At 71.2% G+C, this 19701-nt stretch carries 20 protein-coding genes and 1 tRNA gene; 8 read left to right on the top strand and 13 right to left on the bottom strand.

What is annotated here, in order from left to right; translation table 11 throughout:
• Window positions 1-3: 3 nt before the first annotated feature.
• The gene (locus EI169_RS00070; protein ID WP_125129843.1) at window positions 4-561 is read left to right on the top strand and encodes a peptidylprolyl isomerase; all 558 of its coding nucleotides are present in this window, start codon (window positions 4-6) and stop codon (window positions 559-561) included.
• Window positions 562-601: 40 nt separating this feature from the next.
• Window positions 602-1534, top strand: coding sequence for a rhomboid family intramembrane serine protease (locus EI169_RS00075; protein ID WP_125129845.1), 933 nt, complete (start codon window positions 602-604; stop codon window positions 1532-1534).
• A gap of 56 nt (window positions 1535-1590) precedes the next feature.
• Here EI169_RS00075 and EI169_RS00080 read toward each other — a convergent pair whose 3' ends face one another.
• Window positions 1591-1830: a cell division protein CrgA gene (locus EI169_RS00080; RefSeq protein WP_125129847.1), complete on the bottom strand. Its 240-nt coding sequence runs from the start codon at window positions 1828-1830 to the stop codon at window positions 1591-1593.
• Window positions 1831-1884: 54 nt separating this feature from the next.
• On the opposite strand from EI169_RS00080, the gene EI169_RS00085 reads away from it, so the two are divergent.
• The 3 genes from EI169_RS00085 to EI169_RS00090 are packed head-to-tail and all read left to right on the top strand — an operon-like array spanning window position 1885 to window position 3481.
• A complete protein-coding gene (locus EI169_RS00085; protein WP_240640509.1) occupies window positions 1885-2685 on the top strand; it encodes a class E sortase in 801 nt (266 codons plus the stop codon).
• The gene (locus EI169_RS16465; RefSeq protein WP_164515522.1) at window positions 2685-2840 is read left to right on the top strand and encodes a DUF4175 domain-containing protein; all 156 of its coding nucleotides are present in this window, start codon (window positions 2685-2687) and stop codon (window positions 2838-2840) included. The genes EI169_RS00085 and EI169_RS16465 overlap by 1 nt, the downstream gene beginning before the upstream one ends.
• Complete coding sequence (locus EI169_RS00090; RefSeq protein WP_125129849.1) at window positions 2837-3481, top strand: gamma-glutamyl-gamma-aminobutyrate hydrolase family protein; 645 nt, start codon at window positions 2837-2839, stop codon at window positions 3479-3481. Before EI169_RS16465 ends, EI169_RS00090 begins: the two co-directional genes overlap by 4 nt.
• Before the next feature lie 18 nt (window positions 3482-3499).
• On the opposite strand, the gene pknB is transcribed toward EI169_RS00090, so the two are convergent.
• The 7 genes from pknB to EI169_RS00125 form a co-directional block, all read right to left on the bottom strand.
• Entirely contained in the window at window positions 3500-5179 is a 1680-nt protein-coding gene (gene pknB, locus EI169_RS00095; protein ID WP_205783898.1) for a Stk1 family PASTA domain-containing Ser/Thr kinase, read from the bottom strand.
• A 60-nt stretch (window positions 5180-5239) separates the two neighbouring features.
• Window positions 5240-6973: a serine/threonine protein kinase gene (locus EI169_RS00100; RefSeq protein WP_125129853.1), complete on the bottom strand. Its 1734-nt coding sequence runs from the start codon at window positions 6971-6973 to the stop codon at window positions 5240-5242.
• On the bottom strand, window positions 6970-8463 hold the full coding sequence (locus EI169_RS00105; protein WP_125129855.1) for a penicillin-binding transpeptidase domain-containing protein: 1494 nt from the start codon (window positions 8461-8463) through the stop codon (window positions 6970-6972). The genes EI169_RS00100 and EI169_RS00105 overlap by 4 nt, the downstream gene beginning before the upstream one ends.
• A 78-nt stretch (window positions 8464-8541) precedes the next feature.
• Entirely contained in the window at window positions 8542-9945 is a 1404-nt protein-coding gene (locus tag EI169_RS00110) for an FtsW/RodA/SpoVE family cell cycle protein (RefSeq protein WP_125129857.1), read from the bottom strand.
• Window positions 9942-11189 (bottom strand): PP2C family serine/threonine-protein phosphatase, encoded by a 1248-nt coding sequence (locus EI169_RS00115; RefSeq protein WP_125129859.1) that lies wholly within the window; start codon window positions 11187-11189, stop codon window positions 9942-9944. The genes EI169_RS00110 and EI169_RS00115 overlap by 4 nt, the downstream gene beginning before the upstream one ends.
• A gap of 14 nt (window positions 11190-11203) precedes the next feature.
• Complete coding sequence (locus EI169_RS00120) at window positions 11204-11761, bottom strand: FHA domain-containing protein (RefSeq protein WP_125129861.1); 558 nt, start codon at window positions 11759-11761, stop codon at window positions 11204-11206.
• A complete protein-coding gene (locus tag EI169_RS00125) occupies window positions 11758-12492 on the bottom strand; it encodes a DUF3662 and FHA domain-containing protein (RefSeq protein WP_125129863.1) in 735 nt (244 codons plus the stop codon). Before EI169_RS00125 ends, EI169_RS00120 begins: the two co-directional genes overlap by 4 nt.
• 138 nt (window positions 12493-12630) lie before the next feature.
• Between EI169_RS00125 and EI169_RS00130 the strand changes: the two genes are divergently transcribed.
• Together EI169_RS00130 and EI169_RS00135 are read left to right on the top strand one after the other, a co-directional pair.
• A tRNA-Leu gene (locus tag EI169_RS00130) sits at window positions 12631-12717 on the top strand.
• 258 nt (window positions 12718-12975) lie between these two features.
• Window positions 12976-13725: a hypothetical protein gene (locus EI169_RS00135; protein ID WP_125129865.1), complete on the top strand. Its 750-nt coding sequence runs from the start codon at window positions 12976-12978 to the stop codon at window positions 13723-13725.
• Between the two features lie 88 nt (window positions 13726-13813).
• Here EI169_RS00135 and EI169_RS00140 read toward each other — a convergent pair whose 3' ends face one another.
• Complete coding sequence (locus EI169_RS00140; protein WP_125129867.1) at window positions 13814-14299, bottom strand: GNAT family N-acetyltransferase; 486 nt, start codon at window positions 14297-14299, stop codon at window positions 13814-13816.
• Window positions 14300-14580: 281 nt separating this feature from the next.
• Between EI169_RS00140 and EI169_RS00145 the strand changes: the two genes are divergently transcribed.
• Window positions 14581-14787: a cold-shock protein gene (locus EI169_RS00145; RefSeq protein ID WP_125129869.1), complete on the top strand. Its 207-nt coding sequence runs from the start codon at window positions 14581-14583 to the stop codon at window positions 14785-14787.
• Window positions 14788-14807: 20 nt separating this feature from the next.
• On the opposite strand, the gene EI169_RS00150 is transcribed toward EI169_RS00145, so the two are convergent.
• The 4 genes from EI169_RS00150 to EI169_RS00165 all read right to left on the bottom strand — a co-directional run bounded on the left by EI169_RS00150 (window position 14808) and on the right by EI169_RS00165 (window position 19682).
• Window positions 14808-16874, bottom strand: a complete 2067-nt coding sequence (locus EI169_RS00150) for a DUF2156 domain-containing protein (protein WP_125129871.1) — start codon at window positions 16872-16874, stop codon at window positions 14808-14810.
• A gap of 59 nt (window positions 16875-16933) precedes the next feature.
• Window positions 16934-17611, bottom strand: coding sequence for an HAD hydrolase-like protein (locus EI169_RS00155; RefSeq protein ID WP_125129872.1), 678 nt, complete (start codon window positions 17609-17611; stop codon window positions 16934-16936).
• 112 nt (window positions 17612-17723) lie between these two features.
• Window positions 17724-18419, bottom strand: coding sequence for an endonuclease NucS (gene nucS, locus EI169_RS00160; protein ID WP_125129874.1), 696 nt, complete (start codon window positions 18417-18419; stop codon window positions 17724-17726).
• A gap of 9 nt (window positions 18420-18428) precedes the next feature.
• Window positions 18429-19682, bottom strand: coding sequence for an MFS transporter (locus tag EI169_RS00165; RefSeq protein WP_125129876.1), 1254 nt, complete (start codon window positions 19680-19682; stop codon window positions 18429-18431).
• Window positions 19683-19701 lie beyond the last annotated feature (19 nt).

Genomic DNA, 19701 nt, shown 5'->3' on the forward strand with positions numbered 1-19701 from the left:
CCCATGCCTTCTCCCTCCGCGGTCGCGACCATCCACACCAATCACGGCGACATCGTCGTCAATCTCTTCGGCGACCAGGCGCCGCGCACGGTGCAGAACTTCATCGGTCTCGCCGACGGCTCGCAGGCCTGGACCCACCCCGCGACCGGTCAGCCCGGCGAGGGCCCGCTCTACACCGACGTGATCTTCCACCGCATCATCCCGGGCTTCATGATCCAGGGCGGCGACCCGCTCGGCCAGGGCGTGGGCGGTCCCGGCTACACGTTCAACGACGAGATCAGCCCCGAGCTCGACTTCCAGACCCCGTACAAGCTCGCCATGGCCAACGCGGGTCTGCGCCGCAACGCCCTGACCGGCAAGGCCGAGGGCACCAACGGCTCGCAGTTCTTCATCACGACCGACCCGACCCCGTGGCTGCAGGGCAAGCACACGATCTTCGGCGAGGTCGCGGATGACGCGTCCAAGGCCGTCGTCGACGCGATCGCCGCCGTCCCCACCGCCGCCGGCGATCGTCCGATCGAGCCCGTCCTCATCAGCTCGATCGACGTCACCGCGCTCTGACGCCTCGCCGCGCGATCATCCGCCGACCTGGGGACCCGGAGTGACCACCGACGAGTTCCAGCGCAACAGCGACAACTTCTGCTACCGGCATCCCGACCGGCAGAGCTTCGTGCTGTGCCAGCGGTGCCTGCGGACGATCTGTCCCGAGTGCCAGACCCCCGCCGCGGTCGGGGTGATCTGTCCGGAGTGTCTCGCGGAGCAGCGCGCGCAGCGCACGCCCGCGCAGAAGAAGGCCGAGCGCCGGTGGTCGCGCGCGTCGACGCCCATGGCCGCTGTCGGCTCCGGCCGGCCGGTCGTGACGCTCGTGATCATCGCGGTGACGGCGCTCGTCTTCGTCGTGACCCTCATCCCGGGTGTCGGCACTTCCGTCGACAACGCACTGTCCTTCTACGCCCCGGCGCTGTATCCACAGATCACGGGCGTCTTCCAGCCGTGGCGGCTCGTGACGGTCACGCTCGTGCACAGCGGGTTCTGGCACATCGGCCTCAACATGCTCGCCCTGTGGTTCATGGGCCGCAGCCTCGAGCCACTCCTCGGTCGCTCGAGATTCCTCGTGCTCTACCTCCTGAGCGCGGTCGGCGGCTCGGTGGCGGTGGCGCTGCTGGCGCCGAACGTGCCGGTCGTCGGCGCGTCGGGCGCCATCTTCGGCCTCTTCGGCGCACTGCTCGTGATCGGACGGCATCTCGGGGCGAACATCCGCGTCATCGCGATCCTGATCGCGATCAACTTCGCGCTGCCGTTCGTGCTCGCACTCGTGTCGGCGATCGGCACCGGCTCGTTCGCGGGTGCGCTGCAGGCGATCCAGATCTCGTGGCAGTCGCACCTCGGCGGCCTCATTGCCGGCGCGGCGATCGGCTTCATCTATGCCCGCACGCGGCGTCGCACGCAGCGACCGCTGCAGATCGGACTGCTGGTGGGCTTCGGCGCCCTCATGGTGACGCTGCTGGCGCTGCCGCCCGTGATCTACGGCTGAGAGCCGGAGTTATCCACAGTTCCATCCACACGTGTGGAGGAATGACACCGGTGTAATTATCGCCAGCGGATGGTCATCAGGAACCCGATGAACGCGATGCCGAAACCGATGACGAGGTTCCACGCGCCGATGCCCGGGATCGGGAACTGCATGCTGCTCAGGTAGAAGACGAGCACCCATGCCAGACCGACCAGCATCAGGCCGATCATCACGGGGAGGAACCATGCCGGGTTGGGCGCGGATTCCCGATCGCCGCGCGCGGCGATCGGGTCGTCGCCGTTGCTCGTTCGTGCCATGCCCGACAGTCTAACTGGCAGCCCGCGCATACCTCCGAGCCGTAGGATCGCACCGTGCACACCACCGCGGCACCACCTTCCCGGCGCGCGCAGCGCGCGCGTCCGCGTCGTCGTGTCTCGGTGATCGGCGTCATCGGCGAGCTGCTGATCACGGTCGGCGTCGTCGTGCTGCTCTACGTCGCGTGGCAGATGTGGATCGGCGACCTCATCTACGCCGCGGAGAAGAACCAGGTCGGCGCCGAGCTGTCCCAGGAGTGGCAGCAGCAGGCGGCCGCGTCGACGCCGGATGCGGCGAGCCCCACGCCCTCGGCATCGGCGCCCGCCGACGCGGCAGCTCCGATCGTCGTCGAGCCGCCCGTGCTGCCGCAGCCGGCCGACGCCGAGACGTTCGGCGTCATGTGGATCCCGCGTTTCGGACCCGACTACCACGTGCCGATCGCCGGTGGTGTCTCCCGCCCGCGCACGCTCGACCCGATCGGGATCGGACACTATCCGGATACGGCGATGCCCGGCCAGGTCGGGAACTTCGCGCTCGCCGCGCATCGCACGACGTTCGGCAAGCCCTTCAACCGCATCGCCGACCTGCACGTGGGCGACGCGATCGTGGTCGAGACGCAGGAAGGCTGGTACACGTACCGGTTCCGCACGCTCGAGTACGTCACGCCCGACTCGGTGGACGTGCTGCTCGACGTGCCCCGCAAGCCCGACGTCCCGGCCGGAGGCCGCTACATCACCATGACCAGCTGCAGCCCCATGTACGCGATGACCGAGCGGATCGTCGCGTACGGACTTTTCGAGTCGTTCACGCCGCGCGCCGACGGGCCGCCGGCCTCGCTCACGACGGCGGTGTCGTGATGTACGGCGCGCTGTGGCGAGTGCTTCCCGGCCCGTGGTGGGTACGGCTGCTGATCGTGCTCGCGATCGTCGCGGCCGTCGTCTACGCCCTGTTCACGTGGGTCTTCCCGTGGGTGAGCCAGTACGTCAACCCGCAGGAGGTCACGGTCGAGTGACCGGATTCGGCGTCCTCGTCGTGGACAACCACGACAGCTTCGTGCACACCCTCGCCGGCTACGTGCGGCAGCTCGGCGCCGACGTGACGGTCGTCGAGGCCGATGCGCTCGCCGCCGACGAGGTGCCCGCGCTCGTGCGCGCCGTCGACGCCGTGCTGGTCTCGCCCGGACCCGGCGACCCGGAGCACGCGGGGGCGTCGATCGACGTCGTGCGAGCGGCGGCGGATGCGGCGACACCGCTCCTCGGCGTGTGCCTGGGGCATCAGGCGCTCGGCGTGGCCTTCGGCGCGACGGTCGCGCACGCACCCGAGCTCATGCATGGGCTCACCTCCGTCGTGCGACACGACGGGGAGGGCGTCTTCCGCGGCCTGCCGTCGCCCTTCGCCGCGACGCGCTACCACTCGCTCGCGATCGTCCCCGAGACGCTCCCCCGTGAGCTCGAGGTGACGGCGGTCACCGATTCGGGGGTCATCATGGGCGTCGCCCACCGCGCGCTCCCCCTCGTGGGCGTGCAGTTCCACCCGGAGAGCGCGCTGACCGAGGGCGGGCACCGGCTCCTCGGCAACTGGCTCGCGCGCGCGGGGCTCCCCGGCGCCGACGCGCGCGGCGCCGCGCTGCATCCGCTCGCTCCCGGCGCGTGAGCGGGAGCTCTCGGCGCGTCAGCCCGTGCAGGTGGTGAGGACGATCTCCGACCGGATCGGCACCTCGCCCGGCGGCAGTGACTGGCGCGCCACGGTGGGTGTCGGTGCCTTCGGGCACGACGGGTCCTCCTCGGTGCGCACGGTCAGTCCGATCTCGGGCGACTGCAGCTCGCGTGTCGCGGCGTCGATCGTGTAGCCGGTGTAGTCGACGATCACGACGCGGCCGGTCGCGACGACGAGGTTCACCGCGGTGCCCTTCGGCACCGACGCTCCGGAGGCCTGATCGCTCTCGAGCACCGTGCCCGCCGCGGAGGTGGGGTCGTTCTGCTGCCGGATCGCGCCCTCCGTCAGTCCGGCGGCGGTGATCGCCTCGCGCGCCGCGTCCACGGAGAGGCCCACGAGCGTGGGAACGGTCGAGGTCTCGACGCCGCGCGAGACGTACACGGTGATCTCCTCGCCGGTGGCGACGGAGACCCCGGCGGCCGGGTCGGTACGGATGACGTTGCCCGCCGCGACGGTGCTGCTCGTCTCCTCCTCGCGCACGGGAGTGAGGTCCTGCGCGGTGAGCAGCTCCTCCGCGCGCTCCCACGCGACATCCGACACGTCGGGCACGACGCGGGCGTTACCGGGAACCTGGTCGCGCGGCTGGATCGTCACGACCCAGAACAGCACCGACACCAGCAGCACCGCGATGAAAGCGACACCCGCCCAGATCCACGCCACGGGCGGCCCCGACTGCGTGCGGCGCATGGTCGTATCGGTGCTCAGCTGCCGCAGCGACCGCGCGGTCTCGGCCGCGTGCCGCGGGTTCGGCCCGTACAGCTCGCTCGTGAGGGCGCCCAGCTGCTTCTTGCTCGGCTGTCGCCCCTCGACGGCGCCGTCGAGCGCGGCGCGGAAGGTCGCCGCATCCGGGAACCGCTGGAAGGGATCCTTCGCGAGGGCGCGCAGCACGACCGCGTCCATGGCGCGCGGGGTGGTCTCCTCGAGCTCCGACGGCGGGAGGGGCGCTTCGCTCACGTGCTGGTACGCCACCGCGACGGGCGATTCGCCACGGAACGGCGGCCGCCCGGTGAGCAGTTCGTACAGGACGACGCCGGTGGAGTACAGGTCGGCGCGCGCGTCGACCGGCTCGCCCTTGGCCTGCTCGGGCGAGAAGTACGCGGCCGTGCCGAGGATCGTCGTCGTCTCGGCCACGGTGGAGGAGGAGTCGGACACCGCGCGGGCGATGCCGAAGTCCATGACCTTCACGCCGCCGTCGGGGAGCACCATGACGTTGCCGGGCTTGATGTCGCGGTGCACCACGCCGGCCCGGTGGGAGAACTCGAGCGCCTCGAGGATGCCGTCGACGTAGCGTCGCGCGTCGTCGACCGGCACCGGGCCCGCCGCGATGACGTCCTTCAGCAGCCGCCCGTCGACGAGTTCCATGACGATGTACGGCACCGACCGCGTCGATCCGTCGGCCGCGGACTCGGTGTCTTCACCGGCGTCGAACACACGCACGATCGACGGGTGCGTCATGCGCGAGGCCGACTGGGCCTCGAGGCGGAAGCGCGTGCGGAACGCCGCATCCTCGGCCAGCTCGCGGGAGAGGATCTTGATCGCCACCTCGCGCTCGAGCATCGTGTCGAACCCGCGGTAGACGCTCGCCATCCCGCCCTTGCCGATGAGCTCACCGATGCGGTAACGCCCGGACAGCATGCGCGTCTCGGTCGTCACGGAGCACTCCCAGCGTGGTGGATCAAAAGCACAGCCTAACCGCTACGGCGTCGTGCTCGGAGCCGGCGTCGAGCCTCCCTGGATCTGCGAGATGGCTTCGGGGGACGCGCCGGAATCGCGCTGCTGACCGCTGCCCGAGCACGACACCGTGTACGTGATCGTGAGGGTCTCGCCGGGCGCGTTGGCGACCTCGACCTGGGCGTTGCGGGCGTTCGCACCGAACGCGGCGGTCGACTGACCCGTGTTCGCGAACGTGCCGTTCGTGGCCGTCAGGTTGTACGAGCTGACCGACAGGCCGGCGGGGCAGCTGGCCCCCGGCCACGACACCTGCGCCGACGAGCCGGCTTGCACGGTGGCGGGGAGGGTCGCGGCGGCGGGCGTGTTGATCGGCGTCTGCTCGCCATACGCCGTGACGGTGATGGTCGTCCCCGTGGGTACCCGACCGGTCGGGTTCACCGCATAGATCGTGCCCACCTGCTCGGCGCTCGTCGCGGCGTTGCCGGTCTGGCAGTCGGCGACGAGGTCGGCTCCCTCGAGGATCTGGCGCGCCTCGTCGCACGTCTTTCCGGTCAGCCCGAGCCCGTCGACATTCACGCGATCGGACGTGGGCGTCGGGCTCGGCGTGTTCCGGGTGGGCGACGCCGACGGCGTGGACGAGGTCTGCGTCGGGCCGGGCTCGGGCGTGCCCTGGTTCGCGAAGAACGCGATGAGCGTGCCGACGAGCACGAGCACGAGGAGCGCGATCAGCGCGATCAGCGGCCACGTCCACGGGCTGCGCTTCTTCTTCGCCGGCGCATCCTCGGTCGTCGAGGAGGTCTGGTCGACGACAGTGGGCGCGGGCATGAGCCGCGTCGCCGCTGAGGTGTCGGCGCCGCCCGCCGTGAGCAGCTGCGTCACATCGTCCGCCGCCGCTGCGGCACCGGCGATCGCGGGCACCGCGGCGATCGCGGCCGACAGGTCGCCGCGGCGCAGGGCGGATGCGGCGCGCGAGACCGCGGCCGCGGAGGCCGGCCGGTCTTCGGGCTTCTTCGCGATCATCGCCATGACGAAGCGCTGGACGGGCTCGGGCACGGTCGCCGGCAGCGGCGGGGGCTGCTCGTTGATCTGCGCCATCGCGATCGCGACCTGCGACTCCCCCGTGAAGGGGCGCTTGCCGGCGAGGCACTCGTACGCGACGATGCCGAGCGAGTAGATGTCGGTCGCCGGCGACGCGGGGTGACCCGACGCCTGCTCGGGCGAGAGGTACTGGACCGTGCCCATGACCTGGCCGGTGGCCGTCAGCGGCACCTGGTCGGCGATGCGCGCGATGCCGAAGTCGGTGATCTTCACGCGCCCATCGGGCGTGATGAGCAGGTTGCCGGGCTTGATGTCGCGGTGCACGAGGCCCGCGGCGTGCGCGGCCTGCAGCGCCGCGGCCGTCTGCGCGACGATGTCGAGCGTCTTGTCGGTCGAGAGCGTGCCGTCGCGCTCGATGATCGTCGACAGGGCCTCGCCGGGGACGAGCTCCATCACGAGGAAGGCGCTGCCGTTCTCCTCCCCGTAGTCGAAGACGCTCGCGATGCCCTCGTGGTTGACGAGCGCGGCGTGGCGGGCCTCGGCGCGGAAGCGCTCGAGGAAGCCCGGGTCGCCCATGTACTCGTCCTTGAGGATCTTGATGGCGACCGTGCGTCCGATGACATGGTCGGTCGCCTCCCAGACCTCGCCCATGCCGCCGATCGCGATCCGCGAATCAAGCTCGTAGCGTCCTCCGAAGGTCACACCCTGCGTCGGTCTCATCGTCCCAGCACCGCCTCCATGACCTTCTTCGCGATGGGAGCGGCAAGGGTGTTGCCGCTGCCCGACTGTCCTTGCCCTCCGCCGTTCTCCACGACGACGGCGACGGCGACCTGAGGGTCGTTCGCCGGGGCGAAACCCGTGAACCACAGCGTGTACGGGCGCGTGTTCCCGTTCTCCGCGGTGCCCGTCTTACCGGCCACGTCGACGCCCTCTATTCTTGCACCGGACGCTGCACCGTCCTGGACATTGGCCACCATCATGGCCACCATCTGGGCGTCGACGTCGGGCTCGATCGCGCGGCCGAACTCACTGTCGCCGAAGGTCTGCTCGACGGTGAGATCGGGCGCGATGACCGAGTCCACGATGCGGGGATTCATGACGACACCGCCGTTGGCGATGCCCGCCGAGACCATCGCCATCTGCAGCGGCGTCGCGCGCACGTCGCCCTGACCGAAGCCGGTGAGCGCCGTCTTGTCGTCGCTGAGCGCCTCGGTCGGATACGTCGACGGGGTGGACGCGAGGGGCAGCTGGGCGCTGGCGGCCGTCGCGCCGGTGGCGAGCGAGAACGACGTGTCGAAGCCGTACTTCTGCGCCTCCTCGCGGATGGCGTCGTCGCCGAGCTCGACCGCGAGCTCGGCCATCGGGATGTTGCAGCTGAGGCGCAGCGCATCCGCGATCGTCACGCTCTCGCCGCCGCCGCACGTGCCGCCGCCCGCGTTGCGGATCGATGTGTTCGTGCCGGGGAGGGTGTACTCCGCGACGTTCGGGAACGTCGACTCGGGCGTGTACTGACCGGAGGCCAGCGCGGCCGACGCGACGACGAGCTTGAACGTCGAGCCCGGCGGGTTGAGGCTGCCGCCGATGCCGCGGTCGTAGAGCGGGTTCGCGGGGTCGGTCACGAGCGTGTTGTAGGTCGCCTCCACGGCGTCGCTGTCGTGGGCCGCGAGCGCGTTCGTGTCGTAGCTGGGGCTCGTCGCGAGGGCGAGGATGCGGCCGGTCTTCGGCTCGATCGCGACCACCGCGCCCTGCAGCGACCCGAGAGCCTCGAACGCCGCGCGCTGCACGTTCGGGTCGACCGTGATCTCGACGTTCGAGCCCCGCGGCGGCTGGCCGGTCACGATGCGGTCGAGGCGCGAGAAGAACTGCGAGTTGCCGGTGCCGCTCAGCTGCTGGTTCAGCGCCTGCTCGAGCCCCGTGGCCGAACCCAGGACGGGATTGATGTAGCCGGTGACGGGCGCCCACATCGGGGCGTCGACGTACGTGCGCTGCCAGCTGTAGACGTCATCGGAGGGCACCGACGAGGCGATCGCGGTGCCCCCGGCGATGATCGAGCCGCGCTGCACCTCGTACGAGTCGTACAGCGCGCGCTTGTTGTTCGGGTCGGCGGCGAGGTTGTCTGCCTGCAGCACCTGGATGACGCTCGTCGAGCCGAACAGCGCGAGGAACATCACGAGCATGAGGATGCTCAGGCGTCGGAGCTCTTTGGTCATCGGTCCCACCCCCTCGGGTGGGACACCCGGCGGTCCCTGAGCAAGCGAGCGGAGCGAGCGCGTCGAAGGGTGGTCATGTCAGCCGATCACCACCCGGGGGCGGCTGCGCACCGCATCGGAGATGCGCAGCAGCAGTGCGACGATGAGCCAGTTCGAGATGAGCGACGATCCGCCCGCGGTGAGGAACGGCGTCGTCAGGCCCGTGAGCGGGATGAGGCGCGTGACGCCGCCGACCATGATGAACACCTGCAGTGCGATCGTGAACGACAGCCCCGTGGCCAGGAGCTTGCCGAAGTCGTCCTGCCCGGCCAGGCCGATGCGGATGCCGCGGCTCGTGAAGACCATGTACAGCGCGAGGATCGCGAAGACGCCGACGAGACCGAGCTCCTCACCGAGGCTCGGGAGGATGTAGTCGCTCTGCGACAGGGGCGTGATGTACGGCCGGCCCTGCCCGAGTCCGGTGCCGACCAATCCGCCTTGCGCGAGCCCGAAGATGCCCTGCACGAGCTGATAGCTGCTGCCGTTGACGAGGTCGGGGTTGAACGCGTCGAGCCAGTTGTCGAAGCGTGCGCCGACGTACGGCAGGACGCGTGACGCGGCGAACGCGCCGCTTCCGGCGAGGACGACGCCCAGGAGCACCCAGCTCGTCTTGCCGGTGGCGACGTACAGCATCGCGACGAACATCCCGAACAGGAGCGTTCCGGTGCCGAGGTCGCGCTGCAGGATGATGATGCCGAGCGAGATCAGCCAGATGATGAGGATCGGGCCGAGCTCCCGGGCCCGCGGCCACGTCATCCACAGGAAGCGCGTGCCGGTGGACGTCAGGCTCTCGCGCGTGCGCACGAGGTAGCCCGCGAAGAAGATCGCGAGGCAGATCTTCGCGATCTCCCCCGGCTGGAACTGGAACAGCCCGCCCACCGACACCCACACGTCGGCGTTCTGGTCCGTGCCGAGGCCCGGTATGAACGGCAGCACGAGCAGCAGCACGCCGGCGAGGCCGAACACGTAGGTGTAGCGGAAGAGCACCCGGTAGTTTTTGAGGAACCACACGATGAGGATCGCGCCGGCCACCGCCAGCGTCGACCACGCGAGCTGCTTCGTCGTCGCCGCATCCCAGCCCGTCGCCGCGCGGGCGATGTCGATGCGGTAGATCTCGGCCATGCCGAGCCCGGTCAGCAGCGTCGCGATCGGCAGGACGAACGGATCGGCGGCGCGCGCGCGCAGCCGCAGCACGACGTGCAGCAGGATCGAGAGGAGGGCGGGGATGCCGCCGAACACGAAGATCTGCACGTCGGGCGTGCGGCCGGTGCCGAACTCCACGAGGGTGACGGCGCCCGCGTTGATGACGAGGGCGAACAGCAGCAGCCCGAGCTCGCGATTGCGCTGGGTCTGCGGCACCCGGATGCGGCGGAGCGCGCGCAGCACGGCCGTGTCGGCCGCGACCGGCTCGGTGCTCCGGGTGAGCGGGGCGTCGGTGCTCATCCTCCCCCTCCCGTGGCGGCCGCAGTCTCCCGCAGCCGCTGGATGATCGACTGCGCGTCGTCGAGGGACGGTGCCGAGATCGTGCGCTCGACCGTCGCGCGGTCGAACTCCGGCAGGTCGGCGAGCGGGATGCCGGTGTCCTCGTACGGCGAGGACAGCTCGATCGGGCCGATCGACTGCTGTACGCCGCGGTAGAGCACGACGGTGTCGGTGTCAGCGCCGACGTAGTAGCGGGTCTGCGTCCACGAGTACGCCGCGAACAGGGCGGCCGCCAGCAGCGCGATCACGACGAAGAACCCGACGATCCAGCCGATGCGCCGGCGTCGTGCCCGGCGGCGGTCCTCCTCGATGAGCTCCTCGAGGAACTCCGCATCCGGTTCGAAGTGCGTCGGCTCGTTCGCGGCCTGGCGGTTCGGATGCAGCCAGCTGCTGCGGCCCGGACGCGCCGCCGGCACCTCGATGCCCAGCGGATTGCTCGCCGAGCCCACGATCGTCGGCGTGCCGATGAAGACGGGGTGCTGGCCGCCGACGTCGACGAGCACGATCGTGACGTTGTCGGGGGCACCGCCGTCGAGCGCCTGCTTGAGGAGCGCATCGGCCGTGCGGCCCGGTGCGAGCCCCTGTCCGAGCGCCTTCGCGGTGTGGGCGTCGTCGACCACGCCCGACAGCCCGTCGGAGCACATCAGCCACCGGTCGCCGGGCTGGGTGGGCATGATGAACGTGTCGACCTCGGGGTCGGGGTCCATGTCGCCGAGCACGCGCATGAGCACCGACCGGCGCGGGTGGTAGCGCGCCTCCTCGGGCGTGATGCGGCCGGAGTCCACGAGGCGCTGCACGAAGGTGTGGTCGGTCGTGATCTGGGTGAGCGCGCCGTCGCGGTACAGGTAGATGCGCGAGTCGCCGATGTGCGCGATGACGGCGTAGTCGTCGACCATCACGAGCGCGCTGACGGTCGTGCCCATGCCGGCGAGCTCGGGCTTGCGGCCCACCGTCTCGATCAGCTCCGACGCGGTGTCGGCGATCGCGTCGCGCAGGGCGCGTTCGGCGTCGGCCGTGGAGGCGAAGGGCTGGTCGAGCACCGTCAGGCGCGTGATCGCGAGACTCGAGGCCACGTCGCCGCCCGCGTGCCCGCCCATGCCGTCGGCGACGACGAACAGGTTCGACCCGGCGTAGCCGGAATCCTGGTTGTTGGAGCGCACCTTGCCGGTGTGCGAGATCGCGGCGCTCGAGCCCTGGAAGACCATGAAGAGTCCGGGGTCTACTTCCGCAGCTCGAACGTCGTGGCGCCCACCTTGATGGGAGCGCCCAGGCGCACGGGGACGGGAGCGGCCACACGGGTGCCGTCGTGGAACGTGCCGTTCGTGGAGTCGAGGTCCTGGATCATCCACTGCTCGCCCCACAGCACGAGGCGGGCGTGGTGGCTCGAGGTGTAGTCGTCGCGGATGACGAGTCCCGACTCGCTCGAGCGGCCGATCGTCAGCGGCTCGTTGCCCAGGGGCAGCTCCAGCCCGGCCTTCGGTCCGCTCGTGATGACGATGCGCGACGCCGTCGAGGTGGTCGCGGTGGCGCCGGGCGCCGCATCCGGGGTCTTCGGCGCGGCCGGCGGCCGGCTGACCGGCGCGGTCATGTCGTTCGCGCCGCCGGCGGGCGCGGCGACGGGCGCGGGAGCAGGGGCGGCGGCTGCGGCGGCCTCCGGGAGCTTGCGCACCTTGACGCCGAACAGGTCGGCGCGCAGCGAGTAGACGACCGCGAAGACGAAGAACCACAGCAGCAGGAGGAACCCGATGCGCAGCAGCAGGAGAGTGAGCTCGCTCACGCCAGCGGGCCTCCGTCTCGCACGGTGAACGCTCGGGTCGCGTCGGGGTCGGGTCGTCGCACGGGCGCGGCCTGCGCGACGACGCGGAAGACGATGTTCGTGCGGCCGATCGTCACGGTCGCATCCGGGGGCAGCGGCGCCTCGGTGATCTTGCGGCCGTCGAGCGTCGTGCCGTTGGTCGAGCCGAGGTCGCGGACCATCGCGCGCTCACCGTCCCACAGGATCTCGACGTGCTTGCGGCTGGTGCCGGCATCCGCGAGCGTGATGTCGGCGTCGCTGCCGCGCCCGATGATCGTGCGCGCCTTGGTCAGCGGGTGGCGGCGGCCGTCGATGTCGACGACACCGCGCCACGACACGGTGCCCGCGGCGGTCTGCGACTCCACGCGCAGCGTGCCGGTCGACACGCTCTCGTCGCGGTCGATCGTGATGCTCACGGGACCGGCGAACGAATACCCCTGGGTGCGCGCGTGCTTCTGGACGAGGGTGTCGAGCTCATCGCCGAGGGCGGTGCCCAGCTGCCGCATCCGGTCGTCGTCGGCGGGCGAGAGGTGCACGACGAACGTGTTGGGCGCGAGGATGCGGTCGCGGCTGACGACCGCGGACTTCTTGTCGAGCTCGCTGCGCAGCGCCGACGCGATCTCCACCGGCTGGATGCCGCTGCGGAAGGTCTTCGCGAAGGCGCCGTTGACGGCGCGCTCGAGACCCTTCTCGAAACTGTCGAGTAGCCCCACGAGACTCCTTCAGGCAGGCAGACCGGTGGCTACATCGTAGTCAGCGCGCCTGAACAGGCTCTTCATGCGCGATTCCGGGTGTGGCGGAGCGGCGTGATACCCTCGTGAGGTTGAGTGCGCGGACTCGTTCCACGCCTCGCGCGAGTGGCGGAATAGGCAGACGCGCTGGCTTCAGGTGCCAGTGCCCGAAAGGGCGTGGGGGTTCAACTCCCCCCTCGCGCACCACCAGGCCCCGGGTCATCCCCGGGGCCTCTTCCGTTCCCGGGCGTGGGCCCGATGCGCCGCCGTGTGGCGTCGGCGCCCGCGTCGTCGGAGGATCGCGCCGGCGTCGGAGCCTCGCGCTCGGATCATCCGACGTCGGCGCGGATCTCCGACGGTGCGCCGGCGATGGCCGCACTGTAGCGCCGGCGCGAGAGACTTGTCCCACTCGGGGCGGTGTGGACCCGGGATGCGAGTGCGGGCGCCGCGAGCGAGTGAGGGCGCATGGACGAGGACGACGAACTCCGGATGCTGCGCGCTCGCGCCTACGGGCCCGCGGCCGACCTGCATCTCGACCCCGCGGCGCTCCGCCGCCTGCGCGAGCTCGAGGCCGCGCATCGACCCCGGTCCGCCGCTTCCGTCGGCCCCGCGCCCGCTCCATCGGCGCCTGCGCCTGCGCCGGTGACGCCGCCGCCTGGCCCCGCACCCTCCGAGGTGGATGCCGTCGAGGCAGCTCGGGCGCCGCATCCGGTCCGCCGCCCGAGCCGCCTGATACTCGCGGTCCTCGCGGCGGTGGCCGGCGTGCTCGTGGGGGCGGCAGTGGGGGCCGCGGTTCAGGCAGGGTTCGGCGCCGCACCGGATGCCGCGGAAGACGGCGAGGTCGTCGCGACGATCACGCCGGACCCCGACTTCTCGTGGCCGTCGTTCTTCCCCGAGCCGGGCAGCCTGCGCGCGATCGGCTTTGCCGACATGGCGGGCATCACGGTCGTCGCGATCCCGCCCTCGAGCGCCGCCGCGCGCGGCTGGTGCATCTTCACGTACGAGACCGCGCTGCTGGACACCGGCTCGAACAGCTACGCCGGAGACAGCGAGCGGGCCTGCGAGGCCCGGCCCTTCCCCGCGAGCATCGTGATCGACCTCGACCGCGGCCCGCGGAGCCTGCGGGAGGAGTTCCCCGACGCCAGCGCCCTGCGCTTCGTGCTCGACGCCGACCGGCGCGAGGTGCTCGTCTACGCCGGCCGCGACGCGCCGTGACGTCGGAGCCGCGCGGCTTCGTCGGAGCATCAGGCCTGGAAGCTCCGACGTCGGTGCGATCCTCCGACGGTCGGGCGCCGGCCGCCGGCTACTCGAGCGTCGGCGGGAGCACGAAACGGATCTCCTCCGCGTCGCGCCCCAGCCCGGGCGCGAACGCCGTGTCGCGCGAGAGCTCCGTGAACCCGAGCCGCGCGAGCATCGCGGCGGATGCGGCGTTGCCGGCCGCCACCCGCGCATACAGCGGACGCTCGGGCTCGCGGTCGACGAGGAGCCGCAGCGCGGCGGTGCCCACGCCCCGGCCCTGCGCGTGCGGGGCTATCCAGTACGTCACCTCGCGCGCGCCGTCGGTGGAATAGGCGCCCGCCGTGCCGGCGAAGCCGCCGTCCTCCGTCACGACCCACATCGCCGCATCCGGATCGGCCCGCACGCGGGCGATCCACGCGTCGAATGCGACGCGGTCGGCGGGGTCGGCGGCCGTGAACGCCGCCTGAGCCACCGAGCGCGGGTCGCGCATCATGTCGAAGATGGCGTCGAGGTCATCGTCGTCGACGTCGCGCAGGTCGATGTGGGGCACGGAACCACCGTAGAACCCTGCCGTCACACGGGGAATTCCCGGTCGCATACAGACGCATCTATTAGTAGAGTGATCTCCGCCACGCTCGCGTGGCATATCCGGGGGGATCCGTCGACGCCCGGGCTTTGAGCGCATCGCTCGGCCCGGGCGTCGTATGGTTTCGGGCCCCGCCGATGTTCCACGTGCAACGTTTGTGTCACCATCCCGTGCGCCGCGGCGCCATGCGCGTTAGCGTGGGTGTGTCCGGGGCAGACGGCTCCGGCAACACAGAACGGCATGTAATGAGTACCCAGGGCACGGTCAAGTGGTTCAACGCAGAGAAGGGGTTCGGCTTCATCGCGCCCGATGAGGGTGGCGCTGACGTGTTCGCGCACTACACCGCCATCTCCGCGTCCGGATACCGCTCGCTCGAAGAGAACCAGCGCGTCGAGTTCGAGATCGCGCAGGGCCCCAAGGGCCTGCAGGCGGAGAACATCCGCCCCCTCTGAGCCACGCGTGCGCGGCGGGCTCAGCGCTCGCCGCGCACGAGCTCCCAGCCCGCCCCCGCGAACTGCGACAGCGTCGCGGACGGCAGGAATGCCCGCGTCAGCGCTGCGCCGATGCGGGTGAGATCCCCCTCATCGCGGTACAGCAGGTACATCGTCTCGTACCGCGGATGGAACTTCTGCTTGAAGCGGTGCAGTGACGCGAAGCCGTAGACCGGCTCCAGCACGCCTGCCATCCAGTCCTGGATCTCGGCGATCGCGCCCGCCCCTTCGGGGTACTCGTGGGCGAGCGGCGCGCCCGAGAGCGACAGGATCTGCGCCCCCTCCTCGGCGAACGCCTTCGCGGACGAGCCGATGAGGAACTCCATCACGGGGCCGAAGCCGCCGTCGCGCCGCCGCATGAGGTCGAGCGTCCACCCGCGGATCCGGCCCTCGCCGTACACCGGCAGCCACGACAGGAAGCCGTCGACGTCGCCGTTCGGCGACACCGCGAGCGCGAGGCGCACCTCCGGATCGGCCGCCTCGTGGAGCGTCCCGAGGGTGAAGCCCATCTCCGGCAGCCCCCTGTCGCCGACCCAGCCCTCCGAGATCGCACGCAGCTGCTGCTGCACGCCCCACGGCTCATCCCGCCACCGCGAGAGGCGGAACACCATGTCCTCCCGTTCGGCGCGGTTGAACGACGTGCGCACGGCGGCCCACGCCTTCCCGGTGAACTGCAGCCCCGGCAGGTCGACGATCGTGTCGTCCGCCACGACGATGCTCCGCCACTCCGCAGGCACCGCACGGCGCGTCTCCTCCCCCGCGCTGAAGAAGCACGGGACGAGGGCGTTGCGCTCGCACTCGCGCACGAACTCCCGTACGGCGTCGGGGCCGGATGCGGCGGGGCCCAGCGGATCCGCGAGCGCGAGCGCCACGCCCGCCCGCCGCTGGTAGGCCAGAACGTTCGCGCCGTACCACGCGTAGTCATTGCCGTCCCACGTCGCCATCCACGACAGCGTCCCGCCGCCGTGGGCGCGGATCTGCGCCTTGACGTCGTCGCGTGTGGGGCGCGGGCTGAGACCCAGTCGGGCCTTGCGTCGCGCGCGGAACGCGCGCCGCACGAGCACGAGGAAGACGAGCACCAGCGTCCACAGCACCGAGGTCGCCAGGGTCGCGCTGACGTCGCCGTCGAGCGTCGCGTCGACACCCGTGACACCCGCGACTGCGATGACCGCGACCAGCAGCACCCCCACCAGCACGTTCAGGCTCGCCAGCACGAGGCTCACGACCCACGCCCAGCGGCGACCACGCCGCATCCCGTCCGACACCACCAGGATGAGGAACGCGTCGATCGCGAAGTCCTCCCACGAAGCGGCGTACGGCTCGGTCGTGCCGAAGGGACCCGATGTCGGAACGAGGAGTGTGACGAGCTGGATGATGCCGAGCACGACGAGCATCGCGAAAGCGAGCAGGCGCTGCTCGCGCATGCTCACGCGCTGGGGCCGGAGCGACCGGCTCGCGCCGAGCACGAGCAGCACGGCGAGCAGGTGCTCGAGGTCGGCGACGCTCCCCCAGAACAGCAGCGCGAGGAAGACGAACGCGACGAGCACGATCCACGCGCGCAGCCGCCACGGCGCCACGAACAGCGACACGGCGGCCGCGATGCACGCCAGCGCGCCGCCCGACGGCCCGACATCGAGTGCCGCCGCCTGCGCCTGCGCCCAGGGCCACGGCAGCAGCGCGCCCGCCCACAGCACGAGCGCCGCGGCGAGCACCGCGAACAGCTGACCGACGCCGAAGTACGCCAGCGCGACGCGCCAGCCGCGCCGGTACTCCAGATACGCCATGCCCCACAGGCTCGCGATCGTGAGGGCGTAGACCCACGGCTGGTCGATCACGAACGTGCCGGTGACCGGCGTCCACCACCGGCCCGCCTCGATCGCGGGCAGGCCGTAGGCGAAAGGCTCCCACAGCGGCGAGCTGCGGAACGGCTGCCACAGGGCCGCAGTGAGCACGCCGACGACGAGGAGCACCGCGACGAGGGCGAGGGTCGCCGGGATGCGGCGCGGGATCCCCGCGATCACTTGGGCGACGGTCGGACGCTCGGCCATGCCCACACCCTAGAGTGCGACGGAGCCGTCCGCGCGGATGATCGTGTGAGCGCCGGGCGTCAGTCCTCGGGCAGGAGGAGCAGGCGCTGCAGCTGCGCCGCATCCGCGACGCTGGCCTGCGCGCCTTCGGCCTCGTGCGGCCAGCTGAAGCCCCACTGCACGAAGATCACCGGAACGCCGACCTCGGCGCCGCCCTCGACATCGTGGTGCCGGTCGCCGACGAGCACGGGCCGGCTCGTGTCGACGCCGGCGGCCTCCAGGCGACGCAGCGCTTCGCGCACGATGTCGGACTTGGCGCTGAGCGTGCGCTCATCCGGGGTGGCACCCACCATGGCCGTGAAGTACGGGGCGAGCTCGAAGTGGTCCATGAGCGCCACGACCTGGGCCTCGGGCTTGGAGCTGGCGGTCGCCTGCGGGATGCCGGCGGCGGCGACCGCGGCGATGACGTCGGCCACGCTCGGGAAGAGCTTCGCGCTGGAGGTGTAGCCCTCCTCCTTGTTCAGCTGCCGGTAGAACGCGACCGCCTCGACCGCCTGCTCTGGCGTCATGCCGACATTGGCCTGGAACGACTCGAACATGGGCGGACCGATCCACCGCGACAGCTCGCCGCGCGTCGGGGGCTGCATCCCGAAATGCTGGAGCGTGATCGACAGCCGCCGCAGGATGCCCTCCGACGCGTCGACGATCGTGCCGTCGACGTCCCACAGGACGCAGGACCAGGGAGAGCGCACGGGCATACCCCCACGCTACCCGCGCGGGGAGCGCGCGGAATTCAGGCTCAGGCGTCGCGCGCGGCCATCCATGCGCCCGGAATGGCGGCGGAGCCTGAATTCTGCGGGCGGCGGGAGGTCAGAAGAGCCGGAGGTGGCCCGAGTCGACGCCCTTCATCTCCTCGTAGTCGAGGGTCAGGCAGCGGATGCCGCGGTCGGTGGCGAGCACGCGCGCCTGCGGCTTGATCTCCTGGGCCGCGAAGATCCCGGTGACGGGCGCCAGATGCGGGTCGCGGTTCAGCAGGTCGAGGTAGCGCGTCAGCTGCTCGACGCCGTCGATGTCGCCGCGACGCTTGACCTCGATCGCGATCGTGCCGCCCGCGGGGTCGCGCAGCAGCAGGTCGACCGGGCCGATGGCCGTGGGGAACTCGCGACGCACGAGGGTCAGCCCCTCCCCCACGATCGACACCTGTTCGGCGAGCAGCCGCTGCAGATCGGCTTCGACGCCGTCCTTCACCAGCCCCGGGTCGACGCCGAGGTCGTGCGACGAGTCGTGCAGCACTTCGTGGATGCGCACGAGCAGGGCGTCGCCGGTCTTCGCGTGCGTGACGCGCCAGCGCTCGATGACGCCGTCTTCGAGGTCCGCCGCATCCGGGGCCTCGGCCACGAGGGTGCACGGCGGGCTCATCCAGTTCAGCGGCTTGTACGACCCGCCATCGGAGTGCACGAGGAGGCTGCCGTCGCCCTTGTGGACGAGCAGACGGGTCGCCAGCGGCAGGTGCGCGTTGAGCCGGCCGGTGTAGTCGACGGAGCAGCGGGCGATGACGAGACGCACCCGACGAGCCTAATCCTCCGCGCGGGCGGCGCTCCGGGCGGATGCCTCGGGTGCGGCCGCCGGTGCGAGCGGGCGCGCGGCGCCGGAGAAGAAGCCCGACAGCACGATCAAGCCGACGATGACCAGGAGCGTGTTGAGCAGACCCAGGTGCTCGCTGATGAAGCCGAGGATCGGCGGGCCGCACAGGAACGCGACGTAGCCGATCGTCGCGGCCGCAGCCACGCGCGAGGCGGCCTTGGCCGGGTCGTCGGCGGCCGCCGACATGCCGAGCGGGAAGCCGAGGGACGCGCCCATCCCCCACAGCGCCGCGCCGACGAACACGAGCGGCAGGTTCGGCGCGTAGATGAACAGGACGAGGCCCGCCGTCGCGGTGACCGCGAGCGCCCGCAGCACGACCACGCGGCCGAGCAGGTCGACGAGCGGGCCGCCGAAGACGCGGACGACCGTCATCGCGACGGAGAAGACCGTGAGGGCAGCGGCGCCGACCGCCTCGGCTCCCCCGTGGTCCTCCACGACGGCGAGCGGCAGCCAGTCGTTCGCCCCGCCCTCCGCGAACGCCATGCCGAGCATGATGACCCCGAGAGCGTACGTCCGCGGCTCCTTCCACGCGGACAGGGCGGTGTGGAGGCGTTCGGTCCACCGCTGCGGCGGAGCATCCGACATCACGTCCATCGCGGCCTCGCGCGGCGGTACGTTCGCGACGCTGACGAAGGCCAGCAGCACGATGACGCCCGCGACGATGCCGGTGTGGACCGCGACGCCCACTCCCGCGAACGCGGCCAGCGCGCCGGCGGCCGCGCCGATCACGGTGCCGAAGCTGAAGAACGCGTGGAACAGCGGCAGGATCGTACGGCCGGTGTACTTCTCGATCGCGGCGCCCTCGACGTTCATCATGACGTCGACGGCGCCGTTGCCGAAGCCGAACAGCATGAGCCCCGCCATCGCCACGCCGTACACGCGCAGCACGTCCGCGCCGAGGCCGACGAGCGCGGCGCCGGCCGCGACGAACAGGAGTGCGGCGAGCATCCCCCGCCGGGCGCCTACGCGGGCGAGGACGACCGGCGCGACCGACAGACCGATGATCGAGGCCACGCCCATCGCGAGCAGGAGCAGGCCGATGCCGAGGTTGTCGACGCCCAGCTCGTCCTTGATCGCCGGCACGCGCGACGCCCACGTGGAGATGCTCAGGCCGCTCGCGAGGAAGATGGCGAAGATCGCGGTGCGCCAGCGCACCAGTTGCGCCCGGCTCAGCTGCAGGTCCATCCCGCCAGCGTACCGGTTG

This window comes from Microbacterium sp. 10M-3C3, from assembly GCF_003931875.1.
In the GTDB taxonomy this organism is placed as follows: Bacteria; Actinomycetota; Actinomycetes; order Actinomycetales; family Microbacteriaceae; genus Microbacterium.